The 23,165-nt window shown below is 69.9% G+C and carries 17 protein-coding genes; 3 read left to right on the forward strand and 14 right to left on the reverse strand.

Features of this window, described 5'->3' with window-relative positions:
• Positions 1 to 61: 61 nt before the first annotated feature.
• The 3 genes from ACFY12_RS26855 to ACFY12_RS26865 all read right to left on the reverse strand — a co-directional run bounded on the left by ACFY12_RS26855 (position 62) and on the right by ACFY12_RS26865 (position 4,990).
• A complete protein-coding gene (locus tag ACFY12_RS26855; RefSeq protein WP_390718455.1) occupies positions 62 to 862 on the reverse strand; it encodes a TIGR03936 family radical SAM-associated protein in 801 nt (266 codons plus the stop codon).
• Between the two features lie 259 nt (positions 863 to 1,121).
• Positions 1,122 to 3,044 (reverse strand): TIGR03960 family B12-binding radical SAM protein, encoded by a 1,923-nt coding sequence (locus ACFY12_RS26860; RefSeq protein ID WP_390718456.1) that lies wholly within the window; start codon positions 3,042 to 3,044, stop codon positions 1,122 to 1,124.
• A gap of 197 nt (positions 3,045 to 3,241) precedes the next feature.
• Entirely contained in the window at positions 3,242 to 4,990 is a 1,749-nt protein-coding gene (locus ACFY12_RS26865; RefSeq protein WP_390718457.1) for a CHAD domain-containing protein, read from the reverse strand.
• 249 nt (positions 4,991 to 5,239) lie between these two features.
• On the opposite strand from ACFY12_RS26865, the gene ACFY12_RS26870 reads away from it, so the two are divergent.
• Positions 5,240 to 5,701 carry an ATP-binding protein gene (locus ACFY12_RS26870; protein ID WP_390718458.1) on the forward strand — a complete coding sequence of 154 codons (462 nt, stop codon included), beginning with the start codon at positions 5,240 to 5,242 and terminating at the stop codon, positions 5,699 to 5,701.
• Between the two features lie 79 nt (positions 5,702 to 5,780).
• On the opposite strand, the gene rodA is transcribed toward ACFY12_RS26870, so the two are convergent.
• From rodA to ACFY12_RS26915, 9 genes are all read right to left on the reverse strand, one after another.
• Positions 5,781 to 6,995 (reverse strand): rod shape-determining protein RodA, encoded by a 1,215-nt coding sequence (gene rodA / locus ACFY12_RS26875; protein ID WP_390718459.1) that lies wholly within the window; start codon positions 6,993 to 6,995, stop codon positions 5,781 to 5,783.
• The gene (mrdA, locus tag ACFY12_RS26880) at positions 6,992 to 9,142 is read right to left on the reverse strand and encodes a penicillin-binding protein 2 (protein ID WP_390718460.1); all 2,151 of its coding nucleotides are present in this window, start codon (positions 9,140 to 9,142) and stop codon (positions 6,992 to 6,994) included. Before mrdA ends, rodA begins: the two co-directional genes overlap by 4 nt.
• Positions 9,139 to 9,855, reverse strand: a complete 717-nt coding sequence (gene mreD, locus ACFY12_RS26885) for a rod shape-determining protein MreD (protein WP_390718461.1) — start codon at positions 9,853 to 9,855, stop codon at positions 9,139 to 9,141. The genes mrdA and mreD overlap by 4 nt, the downstream gene beginning before the upstream one ends.
• Before the next feature lie 3 nt (positions 9,856 to 9,858).
• Positions 9,859 to 10,791, reverse strand: coding sequence for a rod shape-determining protein MreC (gene mreC, locus ACFY12_RS26890; RefSeq protein ID WP_390718462.1), 933 nt, complete (start codon positions 10,789 to 10,791; stop codon positions 9,859 to 9,861).
• Between the two features lie 309 nt (positions 10,792 to 11,100).
• Positions 11,101 to 12,120 carry a rod shape-determining protein gene (locus ACFY12_RS26895; RefSeq protein ID WP_003985182.1) on the reverse strand — a complete coding sequence of 340 codons (1,020 nt, stop codon included), beginning with the start codon at positions 12,118 to 12,120 and terminating at the stop codon, positions 11,101 to 11,103.
• 294 nt (positions 12,121 to 12,414) lie between these two features.
• A complete protein-coding gene (ndk, locus tag ACFY12_RS26900; protein WP_390718463.1) occupies positions 12,415 to 12,828 on the reverse strand; it encodes a nucleoside-diphosphate kinase in 414 nt (137 codons plus the stop codon).
• 189 nt (positions 12,829 to 13,017) lie between these two features.
• Positions 13,018 to 13,377 carry a DUF4233 domain-containing protein gene (locus tag ACFY12_RS26905; protein WP_390718464.1) on the reverse strand — a complete coding sequence of 120 codons (360 nt, stop codon included), beginning with the start codon at positions 13,375 to 13,377 and terminating at the stop codon, positions 13,018 to 13,020.
• Between the two features lie 2 nt (positions 13,378 to 13,379).
• Positions 13,380 to 14,933, reverse strand: a complete 1,554-nt coding sequence (locus ACFY12_RS26910) for a bifunctional folylpolyglutamate synthase/dihydrofolate synthase (RefSeq protein ID WP_390718465.1) — start codon at positions 14,931 to 14,933, stop codon at positions 13,380 to 13,382.
• Positions 14,934 to 15,051: 118 nt separating this feature from the next.
• A complete protein-coding gene (locus ACFY12_RS26915) occupies positions 15,052 to 16,500 on the reverse strand; it encodes a peptidoglycan D,D-transpeptidase FtsI family protein (RefSeq protein ID WP_390718466.1) in 1,449 nt (482 codons plus the stop codon).
• Between the two features lie 296 nt (positions 16,501 to 16,796).
• Here ACFY12_RS26915 and ACFY12_RS26920 point away from each other — a divergent pair, with 296 nt between their 5' ends.
• Positions 16,797 to 17,969 (forward strand): hypothetical protein, encoded by a 1,173-nt coding sequence (locus ACFY12_RS26920; protein WP_390718528.1) that lies wholly within the window; start codon positions 16,797 to 16,799, stop codon positions 17,967 to 17,969.
• Here the strand turns inward: ACFY12_RS26920 and ACFY12_RS26925 are convergent.
• Entirely contained in the window at positions 17,935 to 20,556 is a 2,622-nt protein-coding gene (locus tag ACFY12_RS26925; RefSeq protein WP_390718467.1) for a valine--tRNA ligase, read from the reverse strand. The two genes, ACFY12_RS26920 and ACFY12_RS26925, sit on opposite strands and share 35 nt — an antisense overlap.
• 201 nt (positions 20,557 to 20,757) lie before the next feature.
• On the opposite strand from ACFY12_RS26925, the gene ACFY12_RS26930 reads away from it, so the two are divergent.
• The gene (locus tag ACFY12_RS26930) at positions 20,758 to 21,741 is read left to right on the forward strand and encodes a hypothetical protein (protein ID WP_390718468.1); all 984 of its coding nucleotides are present in this window, start codon (positions 20,758 to 20,760) and stop codon (positions 21,739 to 21,741) included.
• Positions 21,742 to 21,855: 114 nt separating this feature from the next.
• Here the strand turns inward: ACFY12_RS26930 and clpX are convergent, their stop codons facing one another.
• The gene (gene clpX / locus ACFY12_RS26935; RefSeq protein ID WP_390718469.1) at positions 21,856 to 23,139 is read right to left on the reverse strand and encodes an ATP-dependent Clp protease ATP-binding subunit ClpX; all 1,284 of its coding nucleotides are present in this window, start codon (positions 23,137 to 23,139) and stop codon (positions 21,856 to 21,858) included.
• Positions 23,140 to 23,165: the final 26 nt, after the last annotated feature.

The following is a 23,165-nucleotide window of genomic DNA, read 5'->3' on the forward strand; positions in this document are numbered from 1 at the left end:
TCAGTGCGTCCGCCGGACCGGGGTGGGGCCCTGGTTTACCGGTGACGCGACGACGGCGGTCCTACGCAGTGCCTTCCCCGGCTGCCGGGGAGGACCCACTCGGCGCCTTCGCGGCACTCAGCCCGGCGGCCTGGGATGTGGCGGCCGTGGCAGCGTCGCGGTCGGGCGTAAGCGGGTCGGTCACCGCGCCGGTCTCCTCATCGAGCAGCCCCTGCGCCAGCCTGGTCACCGCAGCGGGGACCGGCGGCGCCAGGTCGGCCGTAGCTCGGAGGCCGGACAGGACGTCGTCGGGTCGAACGGCGGGTGTCACATGCCGAACAACCAGCCGCAGTATCGCACAGGCATCGCCGTCGGGCCTATCGCCCGCCCGACCGGCGGCCTCCAGACGCGCCACTGCGGCCCGCGCGTCGAAGGTCCGCATACCGTTCTTCGTACGGCGCTCGACCAGCACTTCTTCGGCGGCGAGGAACGCCTCCACGGCGCCCTCGGCCGCCTCGGCCGGCACCCCGTCGAGCCGGATCTCCCACACCGAGGCCTGCAGCCGGTCGGCCAGCCCGCTGGTGTGCGCCTCGACGGAGTCGATCACATCGAGTCCGTCCGGCAGCGATGCGTCAAGCAGTTCGCGCAGTATGTCTGGATCACGCCGCTCGGTGAGCTGGATCTCCAGATACTCGGCCTCACTCCCCGTACCGGTCGGGGCCGCGTTGGCGTACGACACCTTGGGGTGCGGGGTGAAGCCCGCCGAGTAGGCCATGGGGACCTCGGCGCGGCGCAGCGCCCGCTCGAAAGCGCGCTGGAAGTCGCGGTGGCTGGTGAACCGGAGGCGGCCGCGCTTGGTGTAGCGCAGTCGGATGCGCTGCACCGCCGGTGCGGGCGGCGGGCCTTCGGGCTGTCGCTTGCCCAGTGTCCTAGTCCTTCGTGAGTGCGGTCGTACTGCTACCTACAGTACGTGCCGCGGGAGCCTCCGGTTCCCGGCGGGCTGCCGCACCGTCGCCGCCGGGCGGCGGCCGCGTACGGAGGGAGTACGCGCCGGCCCGGCCCCGCGGGGTGCGGAACCGGGCCGAAAGCCGCTTCGGGACGTGTGACGTGGCAGGGGTACACGGGCCCCTTACCGGAGGCGTCTACTTGACGACCGAGAGCGGCAGGAGCTTCTTGCCCGTCGGGCCGATCTGGATCTGGGTGTCCATCTGGGGGCAGACGCCGCAGTCGAAGCACGGGGTCCAGCGGCAGTCCTCGACCTCGGTCTCGTCGAGAGCGTCCTGCCAGTCCTCCCAGAGCCAGTCCTTGTCCAGACCGGAGTCCAGGTGGTCCCAGGGCAGGACCTCCTCGTACTCCCGCTCACGGGTGGTGTACCAGGCGACGTCCACGCCGAACTCGGGCAGCGCCTTCTCCGCGGCCCGCATCCAGCGGTCGTAGGAGAAGTGCTCGCGCCAGCCGTCGAAGCGGCCGCCGTCCTCGTAGACCGCGCGGATGACCGCGCCGATCCGGCGGTCACCGCGCGAGAGCAGGCCCTCGACGATGCCGGGCTTGCCGTCGTGGTAGCGGAAGCCGATCGAGCGGCCGTACTTCTTGTCGCCGCGGATCTTGTCGCGGAGCTTCTCCAGGCGGGCGTCGGTCTCCTCGGCGGAGAGCTGCGGGGCCCACTGGAACGGTGTGTGCGGCTTGGGGACGAACCCGCCGATCGACACCGTGCAGCGGATGTCGTTGGACCTGGACACCTCGCGGCCCTTGGCGATGACGTTGACCGCCATGTCGCCGATCTGCAACACGTCCTCGTCGGTCTCGGTGGGCAGACCGCACATGAAGTAGAGCTTCACCTGGCGCCAGCCGTTGCCGTACGCCGTGGCGACGGTCCGGATCAGGTCCTCTTCGGAGACCATCTTGTTGATGACCTTGCGGATCCGCTCCGAGCCGCCCTCGGGCGCGAAGGTCAGACCCGAGCGGCGGCCGTTACGGGTCAGCTCATTGGCGAGATCGATGTTGAAGGCGTCGACGCGGGTGGAGGGGAGGGACAGGCCGATCTTGTCCTCCTCGTACCGGTCGGCGAGGCCCTTGGCGACATCGCCGATCTCGGTGTGGTCCGCGGAGGAGAGGGAGAGCAGGCCGACTTCCTCGAAGCCGGTCGCCTTCAGGCCCTTGTCCACCATCTCGCCGATGCCGGTGATGCTTCGCTCCCGTACGGGACGCGTGATCATGCCGGCCTGGCAGAAACGGCAGCCGCGGGTGCAGCCACGGAAGATCTCGACCGACATCCGCTCATGGACGGTCTCGGCCAGGGGGACGAGCGGCTGCTTGGGGTAGGGCCACTCGTCGAGGTCCATGACGGTGTGCTTGGAGACCCGCCACGGGACGCCCGAGCGGTTGGGCACGACGCGGGAGATCCGGCCGTCGGCCAGGTACTCAACGTCGTAGAACTTGGGGACGTAGACGCTGCCGGTCCTGGCGAGGCGGAAGAGGAGCTCGTCGCGGCCGCCCGGGCGGCCCTCGCCCTTCCAGGCGCGGATGATCTCGGTGATCTCCAGCACCGCCTGCTCGCCGTCGCCGATCACCGCGCAGTCGAGGAAGTCCGCGATCGGCTCGGGGTTGAAGGCGGCGTGGCCGCCGGCGAGGATCAGCGGGTGCTCGTCGGTGCGGTCCTTGGACTCCAGGGGGATGCCGGAGAGTTCGAGGGCCGTCAGCATGTTGGTGTAGCCGAGCTCGGTCGAGAAGCTCAGGCCGAGGACGTCGAACGCGCTGACCGGGCGGTGCGCGTCGACGGTGAACTGCGGGACGCCGTGCTCGCGCATCAGCGCTTCGAGGTCCGGCCATACGCTGTAGGTGCGCTCGGCGAGGACGCCCTCCTGCTCGTTGAGGACCTCGTAGAGGATCATGACGCCCTGGTTGGGCAGGCCGACCTCGTAGGCGTCGGGGTACATGAGCGCCCAGCGGACGTCGCAGGAGTCCCACTCTTTGACAGTGGAGTTCAGCTCACCGCCGACGTACTGGATGGGCTTCTGCACGTGCGGGAGCAGGGCCTCGAGTTGCGGGAAGACCGATTCGGACATCTCGAACCTTCGTGGACTGGCAAAGGGCGACTCTCAAGCGTAACCGCTCGGAGTCGCCCCTCGGCACGGCGATCTTGAAGCACCCCGCAGCAGCGGGGAACACAGGGCCCAGCGCGCTTCGCACTCGTCCCACGGCGGATCACCTCCGCTTCCGCGGAGCGACCGTGCACCTATACAACGATCGACCACCCGTACGGTTACGCCCCGAGCCGGGCCAGCAGGCCGGGCCGCGAGGCCTTCTTCCACACCTTCGGCAGCTCGCGTTCCCGGTCGGCCGCCAGGGCCTCCTCACGGCCGTACAGCAGCCCGAAGGTAAAGCCGCTCTCGCCGGCCCGCCGGGCCTGGGTGGCCAGCTCGCGCAGGGCGCCGCGGGCCACCACGCTGTCCTGGTGGTCGCCCAGCAGCTGCTGCACCCGCTTGGCGCCCTTGACGAACTTCTCCGCCGGACGGCCCAGCACCGGGCAGGCCGCCTCCGCCGCGTACCGCGTCCGCTTGGCCGCCTTACGGGCACCGTGCAGCAACTCGTCCCGCTCGCGCCCGGCGGGCGCCGCCAGGGCCGCCTCCATACGGCCGGCCAGCCGCCGGTAGTCCTTCAGGACGGCCTTGGCCACCGCCCCGGGCGCCGGGCGGGCGGCTGCCGGGCGCAGCGGCGGCGCCTCCAGCAGGGCGCGCAGGCTCTTGAGGAGCGCGAGGTAGCGGTCGCCGTCCAGGACGGCGAGCAGCCGGCCGCGTGAGCCGGCCCGGCGCCGCTGCGACCAGATGCGCAGCCGGGCCGAGACCGGGCCGAGCCGTAGCGTCCGGGGCACCTCGGACAGCGCGCCCTCGAGCCGCTCGGTCAGCACCTCGCGATCCCGGTCCACGCCCAACTCGGCCGCCAGCCACTTGAGTTCGGCGCCGATCGGATCGGTGACGACGCGGTCGAGGACCTTCGCGTACGAGCGGAAGGCGCTGCGCAGCCGGCGGGTGGCGACCCTCATCTGGTGCACGGAGTCGGGGAGGTCGCGGCGTACCGCGGGATCGAGTGCGGTGATCGCGCGGACCTGTTCGCGGACGTAGCGCAGGACGACATCCCCGGCGGCGGGCTCGCCCTTGCCGCCCTTACCGCCGCGCTCCTTCATACCGCCGGATTCCTTCTTGCCGCCGGGCTTCCCTTTCCCGGCCTTCCCGGCCCCGGCTTTCCCGGCCCTGGCTTTCCCGGCGCCGCGCTCCCCGGCTCGGGTGCGTTCCCGGTCGCGGCCCCGGCCGGTTTCGGCCAGCGCCCGCGCCAGCTTCGACGCGGCGGAGGCGGGGCGCGCGCCGGCGGCGGTCAGCGCCCGGCCGACCTCGTCCAGCAGCCCGGCGCCCCCACCACCCTCGCCCGCCGCTCCGGCACCCTCGCCGACCAGCTCCACCTCGATCTCCCGCCAGCGCACTTCGCCGGCTCCCTCCCCGGCCCCTTCGCGCCCTTCGGCCCCCTCGACCCCCTCGGCCCCCTCGACCCCATCAGGCCCTTCGCCCCCGCCCGCCTCAGCCACCCGACGTGCCCGCACCACGTCCTCCGCGACCTCGGCAAGCGGTACGCCCTCGGCGTCCCGCAGCTCCCGGACCGTGCGGCTGGTGCGCAGCCGTACCACCGGGGCCAGATCCTGGTCCAGTACCCGGGACCGTACGAGCGCGGTCAGCTCCGGGGGCGGCGCGTCTGACAGCGGAGCCCGCACTTCGTCCCGGACACCGGGGGCGACCGGCAGCTTCAGGTGCCAGCCCGCGTCCGTGCCGCCGGTGCGGCGGCGCAGGGTGATGCCGTCGGCCGCGAGGCGCTGGTCGGGGGTGTCGTAGTAGAGGGCGTCCAGGGACTCGGCACCCCGTTCCACCACGGTCGCGACCCGGTCGACACCGGCCAGGTCGGGCAGCCGTATGCCGTCGTCGGCCTCGTACTTCCGCTCGATTTCGCGCACGGTCTCCGCCATGCATCGAATCTAGTCACCCACCCCTCCAGGGACCACCCGCCTGCCGGAGCTCTCCCACGGGAGGGAAGGGCGGGACAGGGAAGTACGGGACAAGGAAGCGCGGGACAAGGAAGTGCGGGATACGGAGAAGCAGTGGCATGCGCCGGGGACCGTGATCTACGGTGTGCCACTGAGCGTCCACACAGGGTGGCCGGCGCGTCACGCGGCGTGTCCGCCGGCGCTCACTCGGCCCTTCGGGGAGGGAGACCCGTGCACCCCCACACCGCAGCCGTCGCCGGGAGCGCCATCCGCGCCGCGGCGGGCGCCCGCCCGTTCCTGCTGGCGGCGCCGAGCAGGCCCACCGCCCCGAAGGCCGCCCGCGATTTCGTCCGGGCGGTGCTGCGCGGGACGCACCTCGCCCCACTCGTGGACACCGCGGTGCTGCTGACCTCGGAGGCGGTCACCAGCTCCCACCTGAGGACCCCGCGGTCGGCGGAGATCCTGCTGAGGCTGCTGACGGCGGGGCACGGGCTGCGGATCAGCGTGTACGACGAGGCGCCGGTCCGCCTTCCGGTCCGGGGCCACTGGCCGTACGCCCCGATGGCCGATCAGCCGTACGCGGACCACGGGCTGCTGCTCACCAGCCGGCTCGCGGACGACTGGGGCGTCACACCGTACGCGGGCGTGCCACGGTCCGCCTCGCTCTGGTTCGAGCTGTACACGGGGCGCTGACGCGACATCAGCACATCAGTACACGCGCGCATCAGTACACCGGCGCATCAGCACCTGAACGCACCAGCACCTCGGCGCATCAGCGCGAGGCGGACAGCGGGCGTCCGACGCGGATCGACTGGAGCAGCCCTATGGCGATCCAGACCGCGAACATCGAGGTGCCGCCGTACGAGACGAACGGCAGCGGCAGACCGGTGACGGGCATGATGCCGAGGGTCATGCCGATGTTCTCGAAGGACTGGAAGGCGAACCAGGCGATGATGCCGGCGGCCACGATCGTGCCGTACAGCTCGGTGGACTCACGGGCGATCCGGCAGGCGCGCCACATGACGACGCCGAGCAGGAGGATGATCAGGCCCGCGCCCAGGAAGCCCAACTCCTCACCGGCGACGGTGAAGATGAAGTCGGTCTGCTGTTCGGGCACGAACTGGCCGGTGGTCTGGCTGCCGTGGAAGAGGCCGGAACCGGTGAGTCCGCCGCCGCCGATGGCGATCCGCGCCTGGTTGGTGTTGTAGCCGACGCCGGCCGGGTCGAGGCTCGGGTTGGCGAACGCCGCGAAGCGGGCGATCTGGTAGTCGTCGAGCAGGCCGAGCTGCCAGATGGCGACACAGCCGACGACGCCGGTGCCGACCAGGCCGAGGATCCAGCGGTTGGAGGCGCCGGAGGCGAGCAGGACGCCGAGGATGACGGCGCCGAGCACCATGACCGAGCCGAGGTCGGGCATCAGCATGATGATCACGATGGGGACCGCGGCGAGGCCCAGGGCCTGGAAGACGGTCCGGTGGTCGGGGTGCGGGCGGTCGCCGGCGTCGACCCGGGACGCCAGGACCATCGCCATGGCGAGCGCGATGGTGATCTTCGCGAACTCGGCGGGCTGGAGGGAGAAGCCGCCGGGGATCGCCAGCCAGGAGCGCGAGCCGTTGATGGTGGCGCCGAGCGGGGTCAGCACCAGCACCGACAGGATCAGGGACAGGACGTAGAGCACCGGGATGGCGCCGCGCAGGGTGCGATGGCCGAGCCAGATCGTGCCGCCGGCGAGCGCCAGTCCGATGCCGACGTTGAGCAGATGGTGCAGGAAGAAGTAGTACTCGTCGCCGTGGTTGAGCTCGGTGCGGTTGCGGGTGGCAGAGAAGACCAGTACCGAGCCGATGAGCGACAGCAGCAGGCAGGACAGCAGCAGTACCCAGTCCAGCCTGCGCAGCACCGAGCCACGCGCGGTCAGCCTGCCCCAGGTGCCGAGCTCGGGGGTGTAGCGCCGGATGGAGAACGCCCGGGAGGTGCGGCCGGTGGTCACTGTGGGCTCTCCGAGGGTGACGGCGACGGCGTCGGCAGGCGGTACGGCTTGATGGGCTGGGCCGCGATCGTGCCGTCGCTCTCGATCTTGGGGAGGCTGGTCTGCGGCTTCGGGAGCAGGGCGGCGTCCGGGTGGATGTTGCCCTCCTCGTCGACACCGTAGAGGGCGTTGTAGAGGTTGCGGACGGCCGGACCGGAGGCGCCGGAGCCGGTGCCGCCCTGGGAGATCGTCATGACGATCGTGTAGTCCTTGGTGTACGTCGCGAACCACGAGGTGGTCTGCTTGCCGTAGACCTCGGCGGTACCGGTCTTGGCGTGCATCGGGATCTTGTCCTGGGGCCAGCCCTGGAAGCGCCAGGCGGCGGTGCCGCGTTCGGCGACGCCGGCGAGTGCCGCGTCCATCTGCCGGAGCGTCGCGGGCGCGACGGGCAGCCGGCCGTGCGAGGCGGGCTTGATCGTCTTGATGTCCTTGCCGTCGGGGCTGACGATCGCCTTGCCGACGCTCGGGTTGTAGAGCGTGCCTCCGTTGCTGAGCGCGGCGTAGATGGTCGCCATCTGGATCGGGGTGACGAGGGTGTCGCCCTGGCCGATGGCGTAGTTGATCGAGTCGTAGGCGTGCAGCTTCATGCCTTCGAGGCAGCCCTCCCGGGCGAGCTTGGTCTGGAAGTCCTTCTTCTTGGGCCAGGCCTTGGCCTGGTTGCACCAGGCGTCCTTGTTGGCGCGCCAGAAGGCGTTCTTCCACCGGCGGTCGGGGACCCGGCCGGAAACCTCGTTGGGGAGGTCGATGCCGGTCTCCTTGCCGAGGCCGAACTGGTGGGCGGTCTTGTAGAACCAGTCGTGGGCGTCCTTCTTCGGCTTGTCCCCGCCGTCCTTCTTCCACTCCTCGTGCCCGAGCCGGTAGAAGACGGTGTCGCAGGAGACCTCCAGCGCGCGGCCCAGGTTGATGGCGCCGTGGCCCTGGCCCTCGAAGTTCATGAAGGTCTGGCCGCCGATGCTGTACGAGCTGGTGCAGGGGTAGCTGCCGTTGAAGTCGTAGCCGGCGTTGACGGAGGCCGCGGTCGAGATCACCTTGAAGATCGAGCCGGGGGCGGCCTGCCCCTGGATGGCGCGGTTGAGCAGCGGGTAGTTGGAGGCCTTGCCGGTCAGGCGGGCGTAGTCCTTGCCGGAGATGCCGCCGACCCAGGCGTTGGGGTCGTAGCTGGGGTTGGAGGCCATCGCCACCACCCGGCCGGTCTTCGCCTCCATGACGACGACGGCGCCCGAGTCGGCCTTGTAGTTGGTTCCCGTGTTGCGGTCCATCTGCTTACGGGCTTCCTTCATGGCCTGGTCGAGCTGCTTCTCCGCTATGGCCTGCACGCGGGCGTCGATGCTGGTGATCAGGCTGGCTCCGGCCTGGCCCTTGTCGCTCGCGGCCTGGCCGATGACCCGGCCGAGGTTGTCGACCTCGTAGCGGGTGACGGCGGCCTTGCCGCGCAGGTACTTGTCGTACATCCGCTCCAGCCCGGACCGGCCGATCTGGTCGGAGCGCAGAAACGGCGAGTTGCTGTTCTTGGCCTTCTGGATCTCCTCGTCAGTGACCGGCGAGAGGTAGCCGAGGACCTGGGCGGTGTTGGCGTCGACCGGGGACGGGTAGCGGCGGACGGCGGTGGGCTCGGCGCTGATGCCGGGGAATTCCTCGGCGCGTTCGCGGATCTGGAGGGCCTGCTGGGTGGTGGCCTCGTCGGTGATCGGGATCGGCTGGTACGGGGAGCCGTTCCAGCAGGGCTGCGGCGTCTTGGAGTCGCACAGCCGTACCTTGTTGCGGATCTCCTTCTCGGACATGCCGAGCACCTTGGCGAGCCGGCCGAGGACTGCCTTGCCGTCGTCCTTCATCTTCAGCAGCTCGGTGCGGCTGGCGGAGACGACCAGGCGGGTCTGGTTGTCGGCCAGCGGCACGCCGCGCGCGTCGAGGATGGCACCGCGGGTGGCAGGGTCGATGACCTGCTGGACGTGGTTGCTCCGCGCCTCGTTGGCGTACTCCTCACCGTTGCGGATCTGCAGGTACCAGAGCCGGCCGCCGAGGGTGAGCAGCAGGGAGAAGACGAGGATCTGGAGGGCGACGAGCCGGACCGTCACCCGCGACGTCCGGGTTCCCGGAAGACTGGTCACAGCCGCTTGACCCCCTTGATGCGGCCCGCCTTGTCGCGGGACGACTTGCCGAGCAGTCCGCCGCGCTGGCTGCCGATCCGCGTCCCGGTGCGCAGGGACTTCATGGCGCCACGGCTGGACTTGAGGCCGGTGCCGGTGTGCAGCCAGCCGTACGCGGTGTCCCTGGTGGCCGTGCCGCTCGGGCTGCCGGTGCCGTCGCCGATCACCGATTCGTGTTCCGTCCGGCGGGCCAGGGCCATCACCAGCGGGACGGTGAAGGGCGCCAGCAGCAGGTCGTAGAAGGTGGCGCTGAGCAGCAGTCCGAGGACGCCGACGTGCCGGGCCGCGGTGTCGCCGACGAGCGAGCCGACCCCGGCGTACATCAGGGTGGAGCCGATGGCGGCGCCGATGACGACCATCAGCGGGAGCGTCGCCGAGCGGTGCTGGCCGGTGTCCGGCTTGGTCAGGCCCGCGATGTAGCCGATGACGCAGAGCACCAGCGCATAGCGGCCGATGGCGTGGTCGGAGGGCGGGGCGAGGTCGGCCAGCAGCCCGCCGAAGAAGCCGATGAGCGAGCCGGCGACGTGTCCGTAGACCAGTGCGAGTCCGAGGACGACGAGCAGCAGCAGGTCCGGTACGGCACCGGGCAGTTGGAGGCGGGCGAGGACGCCGACCTGGAGGACGAGGGCGACGACCACCAGCGGGGCGGAGAGCAGGATCCGGTTGATGCGCATCGGTCAGTCCCTGGGGGAGGCGCTGGCGGAGGGGGTGGCCGTGACGGTGACCGTCGGCGCCGGCTTGGGCTTCGCGGGCCGGGGCGGCAGGACGGTGTCGCGCGGGTCCTCACGGGGCGGCTGGACGACGACGCCGACGATGTCGAGCTGGGAGAAGGAGACGAACGGGCGGACCTGGAGGATGCGGGTCAGATCGCCGTTGGAGGGCTCGACCTTGACGACCCGGCCCACGGGCACACCCGGCACGAACGGCTTGTCCTTGCTGGAGCCGAAGGTGACCAGCCGGTCGCCCTTCTTGACCACGGCCCGGCCGTTGAGCAGCTGGACGCGCAGCGAGTTGACGCCCTGCCCGTTGGCGAAGCCGATCTCGTTGGTCTTCTCCATACGGGTGCCGACGGTGAAGTCCGGGTCGGCGGCGAGCAGCACGGTGGAGGTGTCGGCGCCGACGGTGGTGACCCGGCCGACCAGACCGTCGCCGTTGAGCACGGTCATATCGCGGGCGATGCCGTCGCGGCTGCCGGCGTCGATGGTGACGGTCCAGGAGAAGCCCTGGGCCGAGCCGATGGCGATGACCTGGGCGCCCTTGATGGCGTACTGACCGGTGCCGGCGGTCTTGAGGATCTTGTCGAGCTCGGCGGCGCGGCTGCGGTTGCGGTCGGAGGAGCCGAGCTTGGCCTTGAGCGCCTCGTTCTCGTGCTCCAGCGTGGCGATCCGGCCGTGCCGGCGGCCGGAGTCCCGGACGGCGCCGACGGCGTTGCCCACCGGGTCGACGACGTGGGCGACGCCGCTCTCGACCGGGCCGAAGGCGGAGGCGGCGACTTGCCGGGCGCCATCGAGCGGGGACTGTTCACCGCCGCGGATGTCGACCGTGATCAGCGCGAACGCGATCGCGACCAGCAGCACCAGCAGCAGCCGGCTCTCTCGTGTGTCCCTCACGTGCGGCGGCCGTGTCCTTCCTCGTAGGACCGGCCGGCTGCGGGCCCCGCCGGTCTCGTTCGGGAGTTGAGCGTTTGCCTTGCTGTGACGGTTCCGGCGGTGAACGCCGGCGCACCGTGTCTGTGGAGGTGTGGTGCCTGTATATCAACGATTCGCGGCGGCGATCCGTATCAGCGGTTTCGTCTTCGCGAAGGTTTCGTCTGTGCGGAGCACATCGGCGGGACCGGGGGACCGAGTGGTTCCGCCGTGGTGCCCGACCGCCGCGGACGCCGGAGGACGGCCGCGGCGCGGTCGGGAACCGTGAGACCGCTATCGGCGGGGCTGGGAGTCGAGGACCTGCTGGAGCGCCTCGAACTCCTCGACGCACTTGCCGGAACCGAGCGCGACGGAGTCGAGCGGGTCCTCGGCGATGTGGATGGGCATACCGGTCTCGCGGCGCAGCCGCTCGTCGAGGCCGCGGAGCAGGGCGCCGCCTCCGGTGAGCACGATGCCGCGGTCCATGACGTCGCCGGACAGCTCCGGCGGGCACTTGTCGAGGGTCGTCTTGACCGCGTCGACAATGGAGTTGACCGGCTCCTCGATGGCCTTGCGGACCTCGGCGGCCGAGATGACCACGGTCTTCGGCAGACCGGAGACCAGGTCGCGGCCGCGGATCTCGGTGTGCTCGTCCTGTTCGAGGTCGTACGCCGAACCGATGGTGATCTTGATGCTCTCGGCGGTGCGCTCGCCCAGCAGGAGGCTGTACTCCTTCTTGATGTGCTGGATGATGGCGTTGTCCAGCTCGTCGCCGGCCACCCGGATGGACTGGGCAGTGACGATTCCGCCGAGCGAGATGACCGCGACCTCGGTCGTACCGCCGCCGATGTCCACCACCATGTTGCCGGTGGCCTCGTGGACCGGCAGACCGGACCCGATCGCGGCGGCCATCGGCTCCTCGATGATGTGCACCTGCCGCGCACCGGCCTGGGTCGAGGCCTCGATGACCGCGCGGCGCTCAACTCCGGTGATACCGGAGGGAACGCACACCACGACCCGGGGGCGCGCCAGATAGCGCCGCTTGTGGATCTTGAGGATGAAGTAGCGGAGCATCCGCTCGGTGATTTCGAAGTCGGCGATCACGCCGTCCTTCAGGGGCCGCACGGCGACGATATTGCCGGGCGTGCGCCCGATCATCTTCTTCGCCTCAGCACCCACCGCGAGGATGCCGCCGGTGTTGGTGTTGATGGCCACGACCGACGGTTCGTTGAGAACGATTCCGCGGCCCCTGACGTACACCAGCGTGTTGGCGGTCCCGAGGTCGACAGCCATGTCACGGCCGATGAACGACATGTTGTTCCCCATGAGGATACGTCTGGCCTTCCCAACTGGAGCGAATGCTTACTGGAGGTCGGCAGGAGGTGATGCGCGCTACGGCGCGGAAGCCTCCATCGTAGTTCGTAGTGAACCCACTCGAACACGCCGGGAGGCTGTTCCGCCATTGTCAGCCGTACACGCACCCGTCCCCCTTAATGGTGACGTCGTGTCGGGGTGATGCGTTCCCCCGATCGTGCCATATACACCAAAGGGCGACCGAGTAATTCCTCGGTCGCCCCTGGTCACGAGGGGTTTACAACTGATGGAGCGTCAGGAGATCGCGGGGAAGAAAATCTTGATCTCGCGCTCGGCGGACTCTTCGGAATCCGACGCGTGGATCAGATTCTCGCGAGTGATCGTTCCGAAGTCCCCACGAATGGACCCACTCGGCGCGGCAATCGGGTCAGTCGGACCGGCCAGCGCCCGTACGCCTTCGATCACCCGCTCGCCCTCGACGACCATCGACACGACCGGGCCCGAGGCCATGAACTCCACCAGGGGCTCGTAGAAGTCCCGGCCGACGTGCTCCGCGTAGTGCTGTTCCAGAAGGGCCCGGTCGAGGGTCCGCAGCTCCAGCGCGCTGATCGTCCATCCGGCCTTCTTCTCGATCCGGCCGATGATCTCGCCGACCAGACCGCGCCTGACCGCGTCAGGCTTGAGAAGGACGAGGGTGCGCTGGCTCATGGGTTCAGCTCCTTGCAAACATCGACTGCGGTAAGCCGCAGGCTACAGGGAGCCCTCCAGAGGATGGCGCCCGGACCATACTCGCCGATCAGACCGCAGCGAACGGCCTCGGGCGGATCACCCCCGCGGCTGCGGGGAACCGGCCCGGGCTCCGCGCCAAGCAAAGCAGTCGCCGCGGAGATACGGCAACTACGCGGCACCGTCCGCGGTCTCCGCCTGCTCCCGCTCCGCCCAACGCGCCTTCGCGGCGTCCACCTTGCGGCCGAAGTGGACCGACGCCCACCACAGGGCGGCGAACACCGCACCCAGGAAGAACATCGTCGGCACGACGAACCCGCTGGCGATGAGCGCGATCTGGAGCGCCCAGCCGAGCTGCACCCCGCCGGGACGGCTCAGCATCCCGCACAGCACGAGGCTCAGCAGCATCGCGATCCCGCTGACCGTCCAGATCGTGGCCTTCGGCAGATCGGTCAGCTGCATGGCGACCAGACCGGCGAAGCCGATCACGAAGAATTCGCCTATCAGGGTGCTGGCACACAGCGTGCGCACGGTCAGCTCCTCCTCAGCAGCATCCGGGCCTCACCGACCGTGATCACCGAACCGGTCACCAGGACGCCCGCCCCGGAGAACTCGCCCTCCTCCTCGGCCAGCGTGATCGCCGCCTCCAGGGCGTCGTCGAGGCGCGGTTCGACCTGGACCCGCTCGGCCCCGAAGACCTCCACGGCGACCGCCGCCAGCTCATCGGGATCCGTCGCACGATGGCTGGAATTACGCGTCACCACGACCTCGGCGAAGATCGGCTCGAACGCCTCCAGGAAGCCCCGGACGTCCTTGTCGTCACTGGTGCCGACCACGCCCACCAGCCGGCTGAAACCGAACGCCTCGGTGACCGCCTCGGCCGCCGCGTGCGCACCCGCCGGATTGTGCGCCGCGTCCAGCACCACCGTCGGGCTGCGGCGGACGACCTCCATCCGGCCCGGCGAGGAGACCGCGGCGAACGCGGAGCGGATGGTGTCGATGTCGAGCGTCCGGGCCTGCTCGGAGCCGACGCCGAAGAACGCCTCGACCGCGGCAAGCGCCACCGCGGCGTTGTGCGCCTGATGGGCACCGTGCAGCGGAAGGAAGACGTCCGGGTACTCGCCGCCCAGCCCGCGCAGCGTCACCATCTGGCCGCCGACCGCCACCTCACGGGAGAGCACCCCGAACTCCATGCCCTCACGGGCGACCGTGGCATCCACCTCGACCGCGCGCTTGAGCATCACGGACGCCGCCTCCACCGGCTGCTGGGCCAGCACCACCGTCGCGTCCTTCTTGATGATCCCGGCCTTCTCCACGGCGATCTGCTCGGGCGTCTCCCCCAGCCGGTCGGTGTGGTCCAGCGCGATCGGGGTGATCACGGCGACATCCGCGTCGATCACATTCGTCGCGTCCCAGGTGCCGCCCATACCGACCTCGACGACCGCGACATCCACCGGCGCGTCCGCGAAGCTGGCGTACGCCATCGCCGTCAGCACCTCGAAGAACGACAGGCGGAACTCCTGCTGGGCGTCGACCATCTCCAGGTACGGGGCGATGTCCCGGTACGTCTCGATGAACCGCTCGGCGGAGATCGGGCTGCCGTCGAGGCTGATCCGCTCGGTGATCGACTGGACGTGCGGGCTGGTGTACCGGCCGGTGCGCAGGTCGAAGGCGCCCAGCAGCGCCTCGATCATGCGGGCCGTGCTGGTCTTGCCGTTCGTGCCGGTGATGTGGATCGACGGGTAGGCCTGCTGCGGCGAGCCCAGGATGTCCAGCAGCGCCGCGATGCGCTCGACCGACGGGTCGAGCTTGGTCTCGCCCCAGCGGCCCGCCAGCTCCTCCTCGACGGCGCGCAGCGCACGGTCGACCTCGGGGTCGGCCGGCCGGGCCGGTACCTGGTCCCCCTGCGGCGGTCCGGCCTGTGTGCGCAGGGTCCGGCTGCCGGCCTCGATCACCGCGAGGTCGGGGTCCCGGTCCGTTTCGGCCTCGACCAGCTCGTCGAAGGCGTCGTCGGTCGGGTCGCTCGGATCGCTCGGATCGGTCGGGTCGGTCGGGTCGGGATCGTCGTTTCGGGGGCGCTCGCTCACGAGGACAAGTCTACGAGGCGCCACTGACAGCGGTGTGGTCCGCCGGTGCCAGCGGTGTAGTCCGCCGGTGACAGCCGGGTCCCGGCGCCCCGCCACCCCGGCGCCGCCTTCATCCCCACTACCCCAGCGCCGCCTTCATCATCGCCCTGGCGACCGGCGCCGCCAGCCCGTTACCGGAGACCTCGCCGCGGGCCGCGTCGCTGTCCTCCACCATCACGGCCACCGCCACCCGGTGCCCCGCACCGTCCTCGGCGTACGAGACGAACCACGCGTAAGGCGTACCGCTGTTGTCCACACCGTGCTGTGCGGTGCCGGTCTTGCCGCCGACGGTCAGTCCGTCGATCTTGGCGTTCGCCCCGGTGCCCTGCTCGACCACCGTCCGCATCGCCGACCGCAGCTGCTCGGCGGTCCGCGCCGACATGGCCTTGCCGTACCTCCGCGGGCTGTTCTCCTGGACCGTGTTGCCGCCCCCGTCGGTCAGCTTGTCGACCAGCTGAGGGGCCTTGAGCTCCCCGCCGCCCGCGATGGCCGAGGCGACCATCGCCATCTGCAGCGGGGTCGCCTGGTCGTCGAACTGGCCGATACCGGACAGCGCGGTCTGCGCCTGGTCCATGTCCGAGGGGTAGACGCTCTTGGCCGCCCGCACCGGGATGTCCACCCTGTCGTTGTTGAAGCCGAACTTCTCGGCCTGCGCCCTGACCTTGTCCTTGCCCAGGTCGACGGCCATCTTCGCGAAGACGGTGTTGCAGGAGTACTGGAGCGCGGTGCGGAGGGTGGCGTTCTTGCAGGGGGCGGCGGCGTTCTCGTTCTTCAGCGTGGTGCGGGTGTGCGGGAGGGTGTACGGGTCGGGGCTGTCGGTGGGCTCGTCCACCGAGGAGTACAGGCCGTTCTCCAGCGCGGCCGCGGCGACCACCAGCTTGAAGGTGGAGCCGGGCGGCAGCGGCTGCCGCAGCGCGCGGTTGACCTCCGGGTGGTCCGGGTCACCGGTCAGCTTCTGCCAGGCCTTCTGGTCGGCCGCGGAGGACCCGGCGAACTTCCCCGGGTCGTACGACGGGGTGCTGACCAGGCCCAGCACGCGTCCGGTGGCCGGGTCCAGGGCGACCGCCGCGCCCTTCTTGCCGGCCAGCGCCTCGTAACCGGCTTTCTGCACCTTCGGATCGATGGTGGTGGCCACATCGCCGCCCTTGGCGCGCGTACGGGTCAGCGCGTCGGCGGGGGTCCGCAGCCGGCTGTCGGAGCCGTCCAGGAGGTCGCCGTAGAGGCTCTCCAGCTGGTTGCTGCCGAAGATCTGCGAGCTGAAGCCGGTGACCGGTGCGTACAGCGGGCCGTCCTTGTAGGTCCGCTTGTACTTCAGCGTGGACGAGGTGGCGGCGGAGCCGGTGACCGGTTCCCCGCCGACGAGGATGTTGCCCAGCGGCGCCCCGTACTTGCCGATCGCGACCCGTGGATTGTGCGGGTCGTCCTGGTACGCACTCGCCTTGGCCACCTGTATCCAGGTGACCCAGCCCATCAGCGCCAGGACCAGGACGAGGCAGAAGACCGAGACCCGTCGCAGGGGCTTGTTCATCGGGCGCGGCTCCTCGCTGCTGGACGTACAGTTCCGGTTCCGCCGGACCCGGGCGGTTCCGGCCCACCGTGCCCCGGCTTCCTGAGAGCGCCATGAGAGCAGCGTAAGAACGGCTCGAATCCGTCGATTCCCACGAAAAACAGCTGGCCAGGGCAACTTTCTGCGGCATTCGCCCCTCTTCCACGGCGGGCTGTGCGTACCCGGTGGCCACCGGCCGCGAGCGCGCCCCCGGTGGTCATCAGCACACAGTGGACGGAAAAGCGGGAGCGAGACGAGTGCCGGCAATCAGTCAGCGGATGCACCTGGTGCTGCTCACCGCCTGGACCGCGGTGTGGTTCGCCGTGGTGGTGCCCAACGGCGGCTTCTCCTGGCACTACCTGCGCACCGGCGGCGAGCTGATCTACGGCGGCGACAGCACCGGCGGGCTCAACCTCTACGCCCACCACCCCGAACTCCAGATGGGCCCGATCAGCTTCCTGACCGCGGGCCTGTTCAACCCGTTCCCCGAGCACGTCGGCCAGTTCCTCGCGCTGGCCATCATGTCGGTACTCGGTCTGGTCATCGTCGTACTGGCCGGGCGGAGCGCCGCCACGTACTTCCTGGGCACCGGCACCAACCACCAGCGCCTGCGCCAGCGGGTCCTGATCGCCGGGCTGGCCTTCATCCCCATGTGGATCGAGGTCGCGGTCCGCTTCGGGCACCTCGACGACGTCCTGGCGCTGTTCTTCACCGCCCTCGCGGTACGGTCCCTGACCCGCGGCAATGCCGTGACGACGGGCGTCTTCCTCGCCCTCGCCATGGATTCCAAGCCCACCGCGGTGGCCTTCCTGCCCCTGCTGCTGGCGCTCCCCCGCAAGGACTGGCTGCGCGCGGGCGCCTGGTGCGCGGGGCTGGTGGCCGTCGCCTGGCTGCCGTTCTTCCTGCACGACGCGCAGTCGTTCTCCGCGGCCAGGTTCGCCATCCCCAACCACCCGGCGTCCGCCCTGCGCTGGCTGGGCGTGGGCGACCCCGAGACGCCCGGCTGGGACCGTCCCGCGCAGTTCGCGCTGGGTCTGGTGCTGGGCAGTGTCGCCGTGTGGCGGGGCCGCTGGGCGGCCGTGGTGCTGATCGGCGCCAACGCCCGCATCGTGCTGGATCCCAGCGTGTACACGTACTACACGGCGTCGGTGCTGCTCGGCACCCTGCTCTGGGACGTCATCGGCCAGCGCCGGCTCGTCCCCTGGTGGAGCTGGCTGGCCCTGCTGGTCCTCTACGGCAGCGTCTTCGTCGTCCCCGACGACTCCGCCCGCGGCCTGATCCGCCTGGCCTTCGTGGCCGTCTCCACCGGGTACGTCCTGCTGTGGCCGGTACGGGAACGGGGCCGCGACGCCCAAAAGGGCGGGCCCCACATCCCTCCGGACGTGGGGCCCGCGGAAGCCGCGTGGAAGGCGGGGACTACGCCGTGGGAAGAGCCTCCAGCTGGGCGCTGATCCGCGCGATGTCCGCCTCGGCGGCGGCCTGGCGGGTGCGGATCTTCTCCTTGACCGGCTCGGGCGCCTTGGCGAGGAACGCCTCGTTCCCGAGCTTGGCCGTGGTCTGCGCGAGCTCCTTCTGGGCCGCGGCCAGGTCCTTGGCCAGCCGCTTGCGCTCGGCGTCCACGTCGATCGCGCCGGACAGGTCCAGGGCGACCGTGGCGCCCGCGACCGGCAGGGAGGCGGTGGCGGTGAAGCCCTCGCCCGCGGGCTGCAGGCGCAGCAGCGAGCGCATCGCGGCCTCGTGCGCCGCCAGGCCCGTACCCGCCAGATCGAGCTGCGCCGGGACCTTCTGGCCGGGCTGCAGCCCCTGGTCGGAGCGGAACCGCCGGACCTCGGTCACCACCTGCTGAAGGGTCTCGATCTCCTTCTCGGCCGCGGCGTCCCGGAAACTGGAGTCAGCGGGCCAGTCGGCGATGACGATCGACTCACCGCCGGTCAGCGCCGTCCACAGCGTCTCCGTCACGAACGGCACGACCGGGTGCAGCAGCCGCAGCGTGACGTCCAGGACCTCGCCCAGCACCCGGCGCGAGGCGTCGGCGGCCGGGCCGCCCGCCATGAACGTGGTCTTGGACAGCTCGACGTACCAGTCGAAGACCTCGTCCCAGGCGAAGTGGAAGAGGGTGTCCGACAGCTTGGCGAACTGGTAGTCGTCGTAGTACGCGTCGACCTCGGCGACGACCGAGTTGAGCCGGGAGAGGATCCACCGGTCGGTCGCCGACAGCTGCTCGGCGGGCGGCAGGTCGCCCTCCACCGTCGCGCCGTTCATCAGCGCGAAGCGGGTGGCGTTCCAGATCTTGTTGGCGAAGTTCCGGGATCCCTGGACCCAGTCCTCACCGATGGGCACGTCGACGCCGGGGTTGGCACCACGGGCGAGGGTGAAGCGGACGGCATCCGATCCGTACTTGTCCATCCAGTCCAGCGGATTGACCGCGTTGCCAAAGGACTTGGACATCTTCTTGCCGAACTGGTCACGGACCATGCCGTGCAGCGCGATGGTGTGGAACGGCGGGGTGCCGTCCATCGCGTACAGCCCGAACATCATCATCCGGGCGACCCAGAAGAACAGGATGTCGTAGCCGGTGACCAGCACCGAGTTCGGGTAGAACTTCTCGACGCTCGGGGTCTGCTCGGGCCAGCCCAGCGTGGAGAACGGCCACAGACCCGACGAGAACCAGGTGTCGAGGACGTCGGTGTCCTGGTGCCAGCCCTCGCCGGTGGGCGCCTCGTCGTCGGGGCCGACGCAGACGACCTCACCATTGGGCCCGTACCAGACCGGAATCCGGTGCCCCCACCACAACTGCCGTGAAATGCACCAGTCGTGGAGGTTGTCCACCCAGCTGAAGTAGCGGGACTCCATCTCCTTGGGGTGGATCGCGACCTTGCCGTCGCGGACCGCGTCACCGGCCGCCTTCGCCAGCGGGCCGACCTTGACCCACCACTGCATCGACAGCCGCGGCTCGATGGTGGTCTTGCAGCGCGAGCAGTGCCCGACGGAGTGCGTGTACGGGCGCTTCTCGGCGACGATCCGGCCCTCGGCGCGCAGCGCGCCGACAATCGCCGAACGGGCCTCCAGCCGGTCCAGACCCTGGAACGGGCCGTGCACGGTGATCACCGCGTGCTCGTCCATGACGGTGAGCGACGGCAGGCCGTGCCGCTGGCCGATCTCGAAGTCGTTGGGGTCGTGCGCCGGCGTGACCTTCACCGCGCCCGTACCGAACTCCGGGTCGACATGCTCGTCCGCGACGACCGGGATCCGGCGCCCCGTCAGCGGCAACTCGATCTCGGTACCGACGAGATGGGCGTACCGCCCGTCCTCCGGGTGCACGGCCACGGCGGTGTCGCCCAGCATCGTCTCGGCACGGGTCGTGGCGACGACGATCGACTCGTCACCCTCGCCGTACCGGATCGAGACGAGCTCCCCGTCGTCGTCCTGGTACTCCACCTCGATGTCCGAGATGGCGGTCAGACAGCGCGGGCACCAGTTGATGATGCGCTCGGCGCGGTAGATCAGCTCGTCGTCGTAGAGCCGCTTGAAGATCGTCTGGACGGCCTTGGACAGGCCCTCGTCCATGGTGAAGCGCTCACGCGACCAGGCGACGCCGTCACCCAGCCGCCGCATCTGGCCGGAGATCTGGCCGCCCGACTCGGCCTTCCACTGCCAGACGCGCTCGACGAACGCCTCGCGCCCCAGGTCGTGCCGCGACACGCCCTCCTTGGCGAGTTCGCGTTCGACCACGTTCTGGGTAGCGATGCCCGCGTGGTCCATTCCCGGCTGCCAGAGCGTCTCGTACCCCTGCATCCGCTTACGGCGCGTGAGCGCGTCGATGAGGGTGTGCTCGAAGGCGTGCCCCAGGTGCAGGGAGCCGGTGACGTTCGGCGGCGGGATGACGACGGTGTACGGCGGCTTGTCGCTCTTCTCGTCGGCCTCGAAGTAACCGCGCTCTACCCAGCGCTCGTACAGCGGCCCCTCTACGTCGGCCGGCGTGTACTGAGTCGGCAGTTCGGGGGCGCTGTGGTTGTTCTGCTGAGTGTTCTCGGTCACGACGGACAGTGTACGGGCGCGGATGTACCAGCTTCGAATCGGTTTGGCACCCGGGGCAACGGCTGTCAGTGCCGTCGTACAGGATGTGAGCAACGCATAAGACGTCACCAGACTTCAGCAGAATTCACCACGCGGCGCCGCCGCACAGCAGCATCACACAGAAGTTCGACTGTCCTCAGTTGTCACGAGGGGAACCGCTCAATGAGCTACAACCAGCCGCCTCCCGGCCCGTACGGGCAGCAGCCCCAGCAGCCCGGACCGTACGGCCAGCCGCAGCAGCCGCCGGCTCCGCAGCCCGGGTACGGCTATCCGCAGCAGGGCGGCCAGGTACCTCCGCAACAGGGCTACGGCTATCCGCAGCAGGGCGCTCCGGTGCCCCCGCAGCAGGGCTACGGCTACCCCCAGCAGCCGGCCCCCCAGCCCGCCTTCGGCCAGCAGCAGCCCGGCTCCCCCTACGGCGGCCAGCAGACCCCCTACGGCATGATCCCGCAGGGCCCCCCGGAGACCGGCGGCGGCAACGGCAAGAAGATCGGCCTGATCGCCGGCGCGGTCGCGGTCGTCGCCGCCATCGGCGTGGGCGCCTATGTCGTCTTCGGCCCCGGCGGGGAGGTGAAGCCGTACACGATCTCGCTCCCGAACAGCCTGCTCAAGAACGAGTACAGCAAGCTGCCGGACAAGTCGGGCGGCCAACCGCCGAAGGACATCTCCGACGACAAGGAACTGCGGGCGATGGGGATCACGGACGGCAAGTCCGTGAACGGCGCGTACACCAACGTCAGCAAGCTGATTCTCAGCGTGGGGGGCGTCTACGGGAAGGTGAGCGACCCGGAGAGGGCCGTGGACCAGCTCTTCGCCAAGCTGGAGAAGACCCAGCAGGAGAAGGCCCAGCAGACCGGCGCCAAGATCGAGACGGTCACGCCGAAGACCGCGTACTCACCGAGCGACTTCGACGGCGCCGTGATGAAGTGCCAGACGCAGAAGGCGACGGCCACGATCCAAGGGGTCAGCGCCTCCCAGCAGGTCTCCCTCTGCATCTGGGGCGACAGCAGCGCGCTCGGCTTCGTCCAGTCGCAGGCCGCTCCGCCGTCGCCGTCCGGGGGTGTCCCCAGCGCCTCGCCGCTCACCGCGGAGCAGCTCTCCGAGAAGGCCGCCCAGGTCCGCAACGAGGTCCGCAAGGAAAAGTAGACGAAGCAGGCACGGACGGACCCGTGACACCAAGAGCCGCCCGGCAGGAGACTCCTCCGCCGGGCGGCTCTTGTGTGTGTCCGTGGGACTGGTTGTGTCCGTGGGACGCGCGGGCTACGCGCTCTTCTCCTGCGGCTCACCGGCGTCGCCCCGGGTGCGGGGTACCAGGGTCGGGTTCACGTTCGAGTGAACGACGTCTTCGGTGATGACGACGCGGGCGACGTCCTTGCGGGACGGAATCTCGTACATCACGGCCTGGAGGACCTCCTCCATGATGGCGCGCAGGCCGCGGGCGCCGGTGCCGCGGAGGATGGCCTGGTCGGCGATGGCCTCCAGGGCGGGGCGGTCGAAGTCCAGCTCCACGCCGTCGAGTTCGAAGAGCCGCTTGTACTGCTTGACCAGGGCGTTGCGCGGCTCGACCAGGATCTGGAGCAGGGCCTCGCGGTCGAGGTTGTGGACGGAGGTCAGGACGGGGAGGCGGCCGATGAACTCCGGGATCATCCCGAACTTGACCAGGTCCTCCGGCATCACGTCCTGGAGCTGGTCCTTGGACTCGATCTCCCGCTTGGAGCGGATCGTGGCGCCGAAGCCGATGCCCTTGGCGCCGGACCGGGCCTCGATGATCTTCTCCAGACCGGCGAACGCGCCACCGACGATGAACAGGACGTTCGTGGTGTCGATCTGGATGAATTCCTGGTGGGGGTGTTTACGACCGCCCTGGGGCGGCACCGAGGCGGTGGTGCCCTCCAGGATCTTCAGCAGCGCCTGCTGGACGCCCTCACCGGAGACGTCACGGGTGATCGACGGGTTCTCACTCTTGCGGGCGACCTTGTCGATCTCGTCGATGTAGATGATGCCGGTCTCGGCCTTCTTGATGTCGAAGTCCGCGGCCTGGATCAGCTTCAGGAGGATGTTCTCGACGTCCTCGCCGACATAGCCGGCCTCCGTCAGGGCCGTGGCGTCGGCGAACGCGAAGGGGACGTTCAGCATCCGGGCGAGAGTCTGCGCGAGCAGGGTCTTGCCGGAGCCGGTGGGGCCGAGCAGCAGGATGTTGGACTTGGCGAGCTCGATGCCGTCGTCGCCGCGCCCGGGGCCGTTCTCGCCCGCCTGCACCCGCTTGTAGTGGTTGTAGACGGCGACCGACAGCGCCTTCTTGGCGGGCTCCTGGCCGACGACGTAGCCGTTCAGGAACTCGTAGATCTCCCGGGGCTTGGGAAGCTCCTCCCAGCGCACCTCGGAGGTCTCGGCGAGCTCCTCCTCGATGATCTCGTTACAGAGGTCGATGCACTCGTCGCAGATGTACACACCAGGTCCCGCGATGAGCTTCTTCACCTGCTTCTGACTCTTTCCGCAGAATGAGCACTTGAGCAGGTCGCCGCCATCACCGATGCGTGCCACGAGGTGCTTCCCCTTCGCCTGGGATC

This window comes from Streptomyces sp. NPDC001339 (assembly GCF_042895955.1).
Lineage (GTDB): Bacteria > Actinomycetota > Actinomycetes > Streptomycetales > Streptomycetaceae > Streptomyces.